Annotated in this window: 10 protein-coding genes and 1 riboswitch; all 10 genes read left to right on the top strand. The window is 73.0% G+C overall.

All coding sequences use genetic code 11. The annotated features are described in order from the left end of the window. The first annotated feature begins 8 nt into the window (after positions 1-8). The 10 genes from AC27LF_RS20325 to AC27LF_RS20280 all read left to right on the top strand — a co-directional run bounded on the left by AC27LF_RS20325 (position 9) and on the right by AC27LF_RS20280 (position 12,216). A complete protein-coding gene (locus tag AC27LF_RS20325) occupies positions 9-659 on the top strand; it encodes a SurA N-terminal domain-containing protein (RefSeq protein ID WP_479659328.1) in 651 nt (216 codons plus the stop codon). A gap of 395 nt (positions 660-1,054) precedes the next feature. Next, the gene (locus tag AC27LF_RS20320) at positions 1,055-2,059 is read left to right on the top strand and encodes a nucleoside triphosphate pyrophosphohydrolase (RefSeq protein WP_479659329.1); all 1,005 of its coding nucleotides are present in this window, start codon (positions 1,055-1,057) and stop codon (positions 2,057-2,059) included. Positions 2,060-2,302: 243 nt separating this feature from the next. Continuing rightward, positions 2,303-4,522 carry a hypothetical protein gene (locus AC27LF_RS20315; RefSeq protein ID WP_479659330.1) on the top strand — a complete coding sequence of 740 codons (2,220 nt, stop codon included), beginning with the start codon at positions 2,303-2,305 and terminating at the stop codon, positions 4,520-4,522. After that, positions 4,519-5,847, top strand: a complete 1,329-nt coding sequence (locus tag AC27LF_RS20310; protein ID WP_479663258.1) for a cytochrome P450 family protein — start codon at positions 4,519-4,521, stop codon at positions 5,845-5,847. The genes AC27LF_RS20315 and AC27LF_RS20310 overlap by 4 nt, the downstream gene beginning before the upstream one ends. Before the next feature lie 145 nt (positions 5,848-5,992). Next, the gene (locus tag AC27LF_RS20305) at positions 5,993-7,036 is read left to right on the top strand and encodes a transglycosylase family protein (protein WP_479659332.1); all 1,044 of its coding nucleotides are present in this window, start codon (positions 5,993-5,995) and stop codon (positions 7,034-7,036) included. A gap of 182 nt (positions 7,037-7,218) precedes the next feature. Further along, positions 7,219-7,386: riboswitch (cyclic di-AMP (ydaO/yuaA leader) on the top strand. 4 nt (positions 7,387-7,390) lie between these two features. Continuing rightward, the gene (locus tag AC27LF_RS20300; protein WP_479659333.1) at positions 7,391-8,149 is read left to right on the top strand and encodes a transglycosylase family protein; all 759 of its coding nucleotides are present in this window, start codon (positions 7,391-7,393) and stop codon (positions 8,147-8,149) included. 652 nt (positions 8,150-8,801) lie between these two features. Further along, complete coding sequence (eno, locus tag AC27LF_RS20295) at positions 8,802-10,082, top strand: phosphopyruvate hydratase (protein ID WP_479661152.1); 1,281 nt, start codon at positions 8,802-8,804, stop codon at positions 10,080-10,082. A 111-nt stretch (positions 10,083-10,193) separates the two neighbouring features. Beyond that, positions 10,194-10,670 carry an FtsB family cell division protein gene (locus AC27LF_RS20290; protein ID WP_479661153.1) on the top strand — a complete coding sequence of 159 codons (477 nt, stop codon included), beginning with the start codon at positions 10,194-10,196 and terminating at the stop codon, positions 10,668-10,670. Between the two features lie 29 nt (positions 10,671-10,699). Continuing rightward, positions 10,700-11,254: a DUF501 domain-containing protein gene (locus tag AC27LF_RS20285; protein ID WP_479661154.1), complete on the top strand. Its 555-nt coding sequence runs from the start codon at positions 10,700-10,702 to the stop codon at positions 11,252-11,254. Continuing rightward, positions 11,251-12,216, top strand: a complete 966-nt coding sequence (locus AC27LF_RS20280; RefSeq protein WP_479661155.1) for a Ppx/GppA phosphatase family protein — start codon at positions 11,251-11,253, stop codon at positions 12,214-12,216. The genes AC27LF_RS20285 and AC27LF_RS20280 overlap by 4 nt, the downstream gene beginning before the upstream one ends. Positions 12,217-12,219: the final 3 nt, after the last annotated feature.

The raw sequence follows: 12,219 nt of genomic DNA, 5'->3' as shown, positions 1-12,219 counted from the left end.
AGGTTTCCTTGCACCGCCGCCGTCGCACCGCGCTCGTCCTGTCCGCCGCGATCGCCGCCGCGGCACCCCTGCTCACCGCCTGCGGAAGCGAGGCGCATCCGGGCGCGGCGGCCGTCGTCGGCGGTCAGCGGATCACGGTCGCCCAGCTGGAGGACCGGGTGAAGGAGGTGCGCCGGGCGCAGCGGGCGGCGGTGCCGGACGAGAGCCAGTACCAGCAGGTCCTCGCCTCCACCAGCAGCCTCACCCGCGACACCCTGCACAACATGGTCCTCGACCGGGTGCTGCACCGGGCCGCGCGGGACGCGGGCGTCACCGTGAGCCCCAAGGAGCTCCAGCAGATGCGCACCGGCCTGGAGCAGCAGGCGGGCGGCGCGAAGGTGCTGGAGACGACGTGGCTCCAGCGGTACGGGGTCGCGCCGAACCGGCTCGACGACAACCTCCGGGTCCAGCTGGAGGCCCAGAAGCTCGCGCAGAAGCTCGGCACCGACACCTCGGCGCCCGCCTTCTGGAAGGCCATGTCCGCCGCCTCCGCGGACCTCCAGGTCGACCTCAACCCGCGCTACGGCACCTGGGATGTGGAGAAGAGCAGCCGCGTCGACGCGAAGACCCCCTGGGTACGGGAGATCACGACGAGCGGCACCCCACAGCAGACGACCTGACACCACAGCTACGGGCCGGCCGCTGGTGGTGGTCCGGGCGATGGTCTGATGCCGCAGGTGCGGGCCGGCCGTCGGTGGTGGGCCGGGCGTGGTCTGATCGCAGGTCTGGGTCAGCCCGTCGGTGGTGGCTTGGGCGTGGCCCGGCACCGCAGGCATGAGCCGACCGTCGGTGGTGGCCCGGCGTGGCCTGATCGCAGGTGCGGGCCGGCCGCCCGTGGTAGTCCGGGTGTGGCCTGATACCGCAGGTCAGGGGCCGGGGCCGCGGCGCGGGCGGGCCGGGGCATCGGTGCCGGGCCGGGCCGCGATCCGCCCATGGTGGTCATACGATCGCATCGGCTGACCCTGCCTGTGGACAACTCGCGGGGCGGTCGGCGGGTGTGCGTTACGTTCGATGCGTGAACACCACCAGCCTCGAAGCCGCCGCACCGGAACCGGGACCTGACGCCGCCCCGGGCCGCGTCGTCCTGCTCACCACCAGCCACCGCGTCGCGCCCGGCCTGCTGTCCTGGCCAGCCTGGCAGGCCCTGCGCGCCGCCGACCAGGTGCTGTGCGCGGACGGCGCGCACCCGCAGCTGCCCTATCTGCGGGAGGCCGGAATATCCGTCCAGGAGGCGTCCCCGAGCGCCCCGGAGCTGGTCGACGCCTGCGCCGGCGGGCACACGGTGGTGGTCGTGGCGACCGGCGAGGGCGAACCGGCCCTCACCGACGGACTGGCCCGCCTCGCCGGCTCCGGCCGCGTCCGGATGCCCGCGCTGGAACTGCTCCCCGCCTCCTACGACCTGCCGGGCGCCCGGCTCCTCGACCTCGTCCAGGTCATGGACCGCATCCGCGCCGAGTGCCCCTGGTCGTCCCGCCAGACCCACCAGGGCCTGGCGAAGTACGGCATCGAGGAGGCGTACGAACTGGTCGAGGCGATCGAGGCCGGCGACCGCGACGAACTCCGGGAGGAGTTGGGCGATGTCCTGCTCCAGGTCGTCTTCCACTCCCGCATCGCCGAGGAGGACACGGACGCCCCGTTCTCCATCGACGACGTGGCAGGCGGCATCGTCGCCAAGCTGATCCACCGGCACCCCCATGTCTTCGGCGACGAGACGGCCGAGACCCCGGAGGACGTCAAGGAACACTGGCTGCGCACGAAGGCGGAGGAGAAGCGGCGCGCCTCCGTGACGGACGGCGTCCCGCTCGGCCAGCCCGGGCTCGCCCTCGCCGCCAAGCTCGCCTCCCGCGTGCGCACGGCCGGGCTGGAGGTGCCGCTGCCGCGGGGCGAGGGCATCGGATACGAACTGCTGGCGCTGGCGGCGCGGGCCGAGGCGGAGGGCGTCGACCCCGAGGCGGCGCTGCGGGCGGCGGCCCGGACCTACCGGGACGCGGTGCGCACGGCGGAGGGGGTGGACGTCTAGGTATCGCAGGCATCGCTCGGGGCAGCGGGGACCGCCCGGGACCGGTTCGGGGACCGCCCGGCGGATCGAACGCCAAGCGGGCCCGGTGCAGTACGGTGCGGTTCGACAGCGCCCCGAAGGGGCACGGGGCGGAGCGACCAGCCACCACGGTGCCGCGGACGACCGACGGCACATCGCGGCGCATCCGGCGGAGCGCTTAGTACCGTGGGTCACACGGGTGGCCGCTATGCGTGGGGGCGTTGCATGGAGCGGGAGTTGGAATGGCTCGTGGGCAAGCTCCAGGAGATGCCCGACGCACAGCGGGAGTTACGGTTCCCCGGGTACGCGAGTCCGGAGTCGATGCGCAGCTATCTGCTCGCGCTGCGGGAGCAGAGCCCGGAGGCGTACCGGCAGTTCGTCGACCGGATGAGGACCACCGGCCGCCCCACGGACGCCCCCGAACGGTGGTTCCCGCCCTACCCCGACTCCCCGCACACAGGCCCCCCGCACACAGACCCCCGGCACACAGATCCCCTGCACACTGACTTCCCGTACCCCGGCTCCCCGGACGCCGATTCCCCGGACCTCGATTCCCCGGACCTCGATTCCCCGGACCCCGACTCCCCGTACGCCGACTCCCCATACCCCGACTCCCCGTACGCCGACTTCGACAGCCCCGGCTCCGGCAGCCCCGGCTCCGGCAGCCCTCGCTCCGACGGGCCGGCCGGCGTCTCCGCCCAAGGCACCGATCCCTACGGCTCCGACTCCGACGCCCGACACAACTCCCTTGTCAGCGAGGCCCTTTCTCGTTCCCTTCCCAGCGCCCCTGAGTCCGTCGACGCCCGCGCCACCGGCCTCCGCGCCACAGACCCCCTCGCTGTCGACGCCCGCGCCGCCGGCCCCCTCGCTGACGCCGGCGCCGCCGATGCCCGCGCCGCCGGCACCCGCTCCGGGCGTGCCGATCGGGCCCCCGCCCCCTCCGACGCCCTTCGCCACGACCAGCCCCGCCCGGCGGCCCCGGCGGCCCCCGCGCCCGCCGGTGTCGAGACCCCCGCTCCCGCCCCGCTCGCCGACCACGTCGACTTCCGTGACGCCACCTTCCACGCGGAGGTGATCGGCGTGCAGCACCACCACTATCCGGCCGTGCCGATGCCCACGCCGGTGCAGTGGAGCCCCGTGGACGAGGTGGACCCCGTGGAGTTCGGGGTGCAGCCGACCCGACTCGTCCCCGGGCTGCCGGAAGTGCCGCCGTACGTCCCCCGGGACTGCGACGGACAGCTTCGGGACCTGCTGCTGGAGGGCGGCGGGCTGGTCGTGGTCCTGGGCGAGCGGTCCGTCGGCAAGTCGTACACCGCGTGGAACGCCGTGCGGTCGCTGGCGGAACAGGGGTATCTGCTCTACGCCCCCGATCCGCACGAGGACCTGCGCGCGCTGCCCACCGGGCCGAAGGGCGACGCGGGCAAGCGGGTCCTGTGGCTCGACGAACTCAGCGACCACCTCGGCGGCCGAAGCGGACTGGACCGGCGGCTGCTGGGACGCTTCGCCCACCGGGGCGTGGTGGTGCTGGGCACGATGGAACCGGAGGAGTACTACCGGCGCCGGTCCGGGACCGGGCCCGGTGAGGGCGTGCTGACGCGGGCGCGCACGGTCGCGCTGGCCCGTGAGTGGAGCGAGTCGGAGCTGGCGCGCCTGGCCGGGCACACCGACGACCCGCGTGCCTACCCGGCCTATATGTGGAGTGGGCGGGAGGGCGCCGCCTCCTACTTCGCGATCGGGCATCTGCTGTTCGACGAGTGGCAGCGGGCCGGCACACAGGCCGAGCATCCGCGCGGGCGGCTGCTGGTGCGGGTGGCCGTCGACCTGGCGCGGTGCGGTGTCACGGAGGCCGTGTCGGTGGAGCTGCTGCTGCGGGCGGCGGGCTGCTATCCGGCCGACGGGGCGGAACGGGAACCCTTGGAGGCCGCGCTGGCCTGGGCCACGGCGCCGATGTTCGGGATATCGGGGCTGCTCGTGGAGGGGGAGAGCGGCGGCACCTGGCGGGCGTACGGGGCGCTCGTCGCGGAGGCGCTGCGGACGGGGGACCTGCCGCCGGTTCCGGACGGGGTGTGGTGGACCCTGCTGGGCGACCGGGAGGTCGACCGGGCGGCCGTCCTGGACGCGGCGAAGGCAGCGCTGCGCGCGCGGGTCGAGGGCGGCGACGTTCCGGTGATGATGCGGTTCGCGTCGCTGACCGAGGGCGAGGAGCAGGAGGGCTGGTACCGGAGGGCCGCGGACCTCGGTGACGATCGCGCGGCCCTGCTGCTGGCGACGCTGCTGCTGCGCCGCGGCGAGGACGGCCGGGCGATCCCGTATCTGGAGATGGCGGCGCGGCGGGGCGCGGTGGAGGCGGCCCGGCAGCTCGCCGTGATCTACGAGGTCCGCGCCCGGTACTGGCGGGACCGGAGCCTGGTCCGCCCCGCCCCGCCCGATACGGTCGGGGAGTGACCGACCAGCCCCACCCTCCGAAGCCCGCCCCCGCCGCGCCCGACCTCTTCACCTGGGAGTTCGCCGCGGACCCCTACCCGGCCTACGCCTGGCTGCGCGAGCACGCCCCGGTGCGCCGGACGGAGCTGCCGAGCGGGGTCGAGGCATGGCTGGTCACCCGTTACGCCGACGCCAAGCAGGCCCTGGCCGACCCGCGGCTGTCGAAGAACCCGGCGCACCACGACGAGCCCGAGCACGCCCGCGGCAGGACCGGCATCCCGGGGGAGCGCAAGGCCGAGCTGATGACGCATCTGCTGAACATCGACCCGCCGGACCACACCCGGCTGCGCCGGCTGGTCAGCAAGGCGTTCACGCCACGGCGGGTCGCCGAGTTCGCCCCGCGCGTGCAGCGGCTCACCGACCGGCTCATCGACCGGTTCGCGGACCGGGGCCATGCCGACCTCATCCACGAGTTCGCCTTCCCGCTGCCCATCTACGCCATCTGCGACCTGCTCGGCGTCCCGCGCGAGGACCAGGACGACTTCCGGGACTGGGCGGGGATGATGATCCGGCACGGTGGCGGGCCGCGGGGCGGCGTGGCCCGGTCGGTGAAGAAGATGCGCGGCTATCTGGCCGAGCTGATCCACCGTAAGCGGGCGGCGCTGCCCGGTGAGCCCGCCCCCGGCGAGGACCTCATCTCCGGGCTCATCCGCGCCTCCGACCAGGGCGAGCACCTGACCGAGAACGAGGCCGCCGCGATGGCCTTCATCCTGCTGTTCGCCGGGTTCGAGACGACCGTCAACCTCATCGGCAACGGCACGTACGCGCTGCTCACCCATCCCGAGCAGCGCCGCCGCCTGCAACGCTCCCTCGCGGCCGGGGAGCGGGACCTGCTGGCGACCGGAGTGGAGGAGCTGCTGCGCTACGACGGCCCGGTCGAGCTGGCCACCTGGCGGTTCGCCACCGAGCCGGTCAGCATCGGCGGGCAGCGGATCGCGGCCGGCGACCCCGTTCTCGTCGTCCTCGCGGCGGCGGACCGGGATCCGGAGCGGTTCGCCGACCCGGACGTGCTCGATCTCGGCCGGCGTGACAATCAGCACCTCGGCTACGGCCACGGCATCCACTACTGCCTGGGTGCGCCGCTCGCCCGGCTGGAGGGCAGGGCCGCACTCGCCACCCTCCTCACCCGCCTGCCCGACCTGCGACTTGCGGTGGAACCGGCCGATCTGCGCTGGCGCGGCGGGCTCATCATGCGTGGACTGCGCACTTTGCCCGTTGAGTTCACGCCCGTCCGGGAAGCGAACGGAATGGGTGATTCCGGAGCCCCTTGCCCCGACGGAAGGTGACAGGCCCTCAAGTCTGTGATCTTCACGTGATCTGCGCGGCATGAACTTGTGACAGGCGATCGGGTGCCGATACGTTCACCCCTCGGTGCGGTACTCCGGTGTGGCCTGCCGCGCCGGTCAGTGCTGTCGCGCGAAAGGCTTCCGCATGCTCTCCGGGAACGGTCGTCACCGTCGGCCCCGTCAGGCTCCGGCCTTCGTCGTCGCGGCCGGAGTGACCGGCTCCGCGATCGCCATCCCGCTGCTCGGCGCCACCGGCGCGAGCGCCGCCGACGGCACCACATGGGACCGGGTCGCCGAGTGCGAGAGCGGCGGCTCGTGGAGCGCCAGCACCGGCAACGGGTACTTCGGCGGGCTGCAGATCTCACAGCAGGACTGGGACAGCCACGGCGGTCTTGAGTATGCGACGACCCCGGACCAGGCCAGCCGTTCGCAGCAGATAGCCGTCGCCGAGAAGATCCTCGCCGACCGGGGCACCACCCCGTGGGCGACCTGCGCCCTGCTCTCCGGGCTCACCTCGACATCGGGCTCCGTCGGCGTCGACACCGGCGTGACCGGCGGCGGTTCGACCGGCTCGAAGGGCTCCACGAAGTCCTCCGGGCCGTCAGATACGCAGAAATCGCTGGATTCCACCGATTCGCCGGAAGGATCCGGCTCCTCCGGATCGTCCGGCTCCTCCGACCCGTCCTCGTCCTCCGACACGGCGGTTTCCGGTGCGGAGACCTCGCCGTCCGCCTCGCCCTCGCCCAGCGAGAGCGCCGGCCGCGAGGGGGAGGGCGGCCGTACGTCCTCCGCCGAGCCCGGCCGGTCGGACCCGTCCGAGCCCGGCGCCTCGCCTGAGGACGGCTCACCCACGGAGGAGCCCGAGTCCGCGGCCTCGGGCAATTCCTGGCGCAGCGGAGGCTCCTGGAGCCTCGTCGACACCGGATCGCTCGGCGGCGGTCGCCACCGGGGCGACAGCGCGGACGAAAACGGGGCAACCGGTACGGCTGACCCGGAGTCAGGCCCGTCCGGGCGGCACGCCTACACCGTGCGCGCCGGCGACACCCTCGCCTCCATCGCCGACTCCCTTGACGTGGACGGCGGCTGGCGGGCGCTCTACGCCGCCAACGAGAAGGCCATCGGCGCCGACCCGAACCACATCGCCGCCGGTCAGACCCTGGACGTCGGGGTCGAAACGGGCGAAAAGTAGCGGGAGCTGACGTCCCGTTTCGTGGGTGATATCCGGTTTGCTGAAAGTGTGGGATGAGTCTCAGAAGCCCTGATCGTCTTTGAAATTCCGGCGATCGCGTGCCTACGGTCATGACCGCTCGCCACCGCGAGCCCCGGCTGCCGCAACGCCGAGTCCTGCCAGCGGCCGTACGGGAACAGTCGTCGCGTCAAGCGCCGTAGGCAGGAGCGGGGGACCCAAGGTAAGTGCCGCGCCGGTCGGTTGACCGAAGCGGCTCGGGGTGAAGCCACGCCTCCACACGGAGACGTGGCCGGGCAACTCAACCGGCCCGAACCCGACAGCTCACCTCGCAGGCGTCGGTGAGGGGAACCATCCATGCTGTTCTTCGGCAAGGGCAAGCACCGTCGTCCGTCCAAGGTCACCCGTGTCGTGGCGCTCGCCGGTGTCGCCGGCGCCGCCGTCGCCGCCCCGCTGATGGCGGCCGGCAACGCCTCCGCGGCCACCGCCTCCGAGTGGGACGCCGTCGCCCAGTGCGAGTCCGGCGGCAACTGGTCCATCAACACCGGCAACGGCTACTACGGCGGCCTGCAGTTCTCGGCCTCCACCTGGGCCGCGTACGGCGGCACGCAGTACGCGGGCACCGCCGACAGGGCCAGCAAGTCGCAGCAGATAGCGATCGCCGAGAAGGTCCTCGCGGGTCAGGGCAAGGGCGCCTGGCCGGTCTGCGGCAAGGGCCTGTCCGGCGCCGCCTACGGCGGTGGCTCCGCGTCCGGCGGCAACACCGGCTCCTCGAACTCCACCACGGGCAGCGGCACCTCGAACTCCGGCAGCGGCACCGGCTCCTCGAACACCGGCACGGGCTCCTCGAATGCCGGTACCGACCGCTCCACCGAGCGGCAGTCCGCCTCCCGTTCCGCCGACCGCCCGGCCGCCGGCAAGACGGTCACCACCCCGACCGGCAAGCAGGTCAAGAAGGGTGACGGCGAGTACAAGGTCGTCACCGGCGACACCCTCAGCTCGATCGCCCAGCGGCACGGGGTGAAGGGCGGCTGGCAGAAGCTGTTCCAGCTGAACCAGGACATCGTCGAGAACGCCGACCTCATCTACCCGGGCCAGCTGCTGCACCTGAAGTGACAGCCGGCCGGCAGCCCGGCCACAGCCCCGGCACAGCGGCGCCCGCCACCCTGGAGGGCGCCCCGTGCCCGCCCCGTCCCCACGGAACCCCCGCCCCGACGCGTCTTCCCCCGTACGCGCCGGGGCGGGCCCTTTCCCACCGCCCCCCTTGCACGGCCGGCCCACCCACCCCCTCCCGCCCCGCCTCTCCATGGCGTCCAGGACCGGCGACGGCATCACGGCCGTCCGCCGCGCCTTGCACGACGAGGCCGCGGCGCCGACCCGTCAGGACCGAGCCGCGCAGCGGTCACCGGGACGCGGTCCCTCGGGTTCCGCCTGATCGCCCGCCTCCAGCGCTGCCCCGGCCGCCCTCCCGGGTGTCGTCCCCCGGCGCGCCCACCCCGTGGCCGCTCCTCCCCGACCCAGGGCTGCCCCCGTGGCGTGCCCCCTCTTGTTTGCCGGTCCTTCTTCTTCTCGTTCTGTTGCCGCTGGTGTGGCCGCGGTTTTTGGGCCGTTCCTTTGTTCCGGTTGGAAACAATGTGTACCGTCAGCCTGTCGTCACCCTGTCCACGGGGCGGTCGGCGACCGGCCGGGGGCCCCGGTCCGGTTAGGCTCTAGTCGCAAGGCGCACAGCCCCGCACTTCCAGCGTCACATTCCAAGAAGGAGATGCTCGTGCCGTCCATCGACGTCGTCGTAGCCCGGGAAATCCTGGACTCCCGAGGCAATCCCACGGTCGAGGTCGAGGTCGGCCTCGACGACGGCAGCACGGGTCGTGCCGCCGTCCCGTCCGGCGCCTCCACCGGCGCCTTCGAGGCCATCGAGCTGCGCGACGGTGACCCCAACCGCTACCAGGGCAAGGGCGTCGAGAAGGCCGTCCTCGCCGTCATCGAGCAGATCGGCCCGGAGCTGGTCGGCTACGACGCCACCGAGCAGCGCCTGATCGACCAGGCCATGTTCGACCTGGACGCCACCGACAACAAGGGCTCGCTCGGCGCCAACGCCATCCTGGGCGTCTCCCTCGCCGTCGCCCACGCCGCCTCCGAGGCCAGCGACCTCCCCCTCTTCCGCTACCTGGGCGGCCCGAACGCGCACCTGCTGCCGGTGCCGATGATGAACATCCTGAACGGCGGCTCGCACGCCGACTCCAACGTGGACATCCAGGAGTTCATGATCGCCCCGATCGGCGCGGAGTCCTTCTCCGAGGCCCTGCGCTGGGGCGCCGAGGTCTACCACACCCTCAAGTCCGTCCTGAAGTCCAAGGGCCTGTCCACCGGCCTCGGCGACGAGGGCGGCTTCGCCCCGAACCTGGGCTCCAACCGCGAGGCCCTCGACCTCATCCTCGAAGCGATCAAGCAGGCCGGCTACGTGCCGGGCGAGCAGATCGCCCTGGCGCTCGACGTCGCCGCCTCCGAGTTCTACAAGGAGGGCAAGTACGTCTTCGAGGGCAAGGAGCGCTCCGCCGCCGAGATGACGGAGTACTACGAGGAGCTGGTCGCGGCCTACCCGCTCGTCTCCATCGAGGACCCGCTGTTCGAGGACGACTGGGCCGGCTGGAAGGTCATCACCGACAAGCTCGGCGACAAGGTCCAGCTCGTCGGCGACGACCTGTTCGTCACCAACCCCGAGCGGCTGGCCCGCGGCATCGAGGAGGGCAGCGCCAACGCGCTGCTGGTCAAGGTCAACCAGATCGGCTCCCTGACCGAGACCCTGGACGCCGTCGAGCTGGCCCAGCGCAACGGCTTCAAGTGCATGATGTCCCACCGCTCCGGCGAGACCGAGGACGTCACCATCGCCGACCTGGCCGTCGCCACCAACTGCGGCCAGATCAAGACCGGCGCCCCGGCCCGCTCCGAGCGCGTCGCCAAGTACAACCAGCTGCTGCGCATCGAGGAGATCCTCGACGACGCCGCGGTGTACGCGGGCCGCAGCGCGTTCCCGCGTTTCAAGGGCTGATCCGGTAAGGGCCAGGGCTCAGCCAGTCGTACGTACGTCCCCGTACCCGGTCCCGTACCGTGTCCGGGGACGTACGCGCGTAGGACGCACGCAGGCAAGGGGAGGCGGGAGATGGCCGCGAAGGACCGGGACCGGTTCTCCACCGCGACCAGGCTGCGGCTGCTCGGGGAGCAGACGGCGGCCCGGGTCTACCGCTCCCAGACCCGCCGCCAGGCCCGCCGCTCCCGGCTCACCGGCCGGGCCGCGCTGCTCGCCCTGGTCCTGTGCACGATGGTGGTGGCGCTCGCCTACCCGATGCGCCAGTACGTCTCCCAGCGGGCCGAGATCTCCGACCTGGAGCGGCAGCAGCGGCAGGCCAGGGAGCGGGTCGAGCAACTGCGCGACCTCAAGGCGCGCTGGCAGGACGACGCGTACGCGCGAGCGCAGATCCGGCAGCGGCTGCACTATGTGATGCCCGGCGAGACCGGCTACGTCGTGATCGACCCGAACGCGGCCAAGCAGGCCCGCGCCGACCACGGGGCCGCCCACCGTCCCTGGTACGCCAACGTCTGGGACGGGGTCGACCGGTCCGACGCCGCCGACCAGTGAACCGACAGAAAGACACCCTGAACACAGTCATGGAAACGCCTCCGCCGCGCACTGCGCGCACCGAGCCCACCGACGCGGACGTCGCGGCCTTCGAGCAGCAGCTCGGCCGGCCGCCCCGGGGGCTGCGCGCGATCGCCCACCGCTGCCCGTGCGGGCAGCCGGACGTCGTGGAGACGGCCCCGCGGCTGCCGGACGGCACCCCCTTCCCGACGCTGTACTACCTGACGTGCCCGCGCGCCTCCTCGGCGATCGGCACCCTGGAGGCGAACGGCGTGATGAAGGAGATGACGGACCGTCTGGCCACCGACCCCGAGCTGGCCGCCGCCTACCGCGCCGCGCACGAGGACTACATCCGGCGCCGGGACGCGATCGAGGAACTGACCGGCTTCCCGAGCGCGGGCGGCATGCCGGACCGGGTGAAGTGCCTGCACGTCCTGGTCGCCCACGCGCTGGCCGCGGGGCCCGGGGTGAACCCCCTGGGCGACGAGGCGATCGCCCTGCTGCCCGAGTGGTGGCGCAAGGGGCCGTGTGTGACGGTCCCCGCGAAGGACACCGACCACATCCCGGAGGGGGACGACCAGTGACCCGCGTGGCCGCCGTCGACTGCGGTACGAACTCGATCCGGCTGCTCGTCGCGGACGCCGACGTGTCCGAGGGCGCCCTGGGCGCGGGGACGGCGGGCGAACTCGTCGACCTGGACCGGCGGATGACGATCGTGCGGCTCGGCCAGGGCGTCGACCGCACCGGCCGGCTCGCCCCCGAGGCCCTGGAGCGGACGTTCGCCGCCTGCCGGGAATACGCGGCGGTCATCAAGGAGCACGGCGTGGAGCGGCTGCGGTTCGTGGCCACGTCCGCCTCACGGGACGCGGAGAACCGGGACGAGTTCGCGCGGGGTGTGCTGGACATCCTGGGCGTGGAGCCCGAGGTGATCACCGGGGACCAGGAGGCGGAGTTCTCCTTCACGGGGGCCACCGCGGAGCTGAAGGGCCGCACCGACCTCGCCCGGCCCTATCTGGTGGTGGACATCGGCGGCGGCTCCACCGAGTTCGTGGTCGGCGACGAACGGGTGCGCGCCGCCCGCTCCGTCGACGTGGGCTGTGTGCGGATGACCGAGCGGCACCTGGTGCGCGACGGCGTGGTGAGCGACCCGCCCACCGAGGCGCAGATCGCCGCCATGCGGGCCGACATCGAGGCGGCGCTCGACCTCGCCGAGGAGACGGTCCCGCTGCGCGAGGCGCGCACGCTCGTGGGGCTCGCCGGGTCCGTGACCACCGTGTCGGCGATCGCGCAGGACCTGCCCGCCTACGACTCCGCCCGCATCCACCACTCCCGGATCTCCCGCGACCGGGTCGCCGAGATCACCGGGTGGCTGCTGCGCTCCACGCACGCGGAGCGGGCCGCGATCCCGTCCATGCACCCCGGACGCGTCGACGTCATCGGCGCGGGCGCCCTGATCCTCCTGACCCTCATGGACCGCACCGGCACCCCCGAGATCGTCGTGAGCGAACACGACATCCTCGACGGCATCGCCTGGTCCTTGGCCTGACCG

This window comes from Streptomyces diversicolor, from assembly GCF_057537855.1.
The sequence above is the reverse complement of the archived record's forward strand: the minus strand, read 5'-3'. Positions and strand labels throughout refer to the sequence as shown.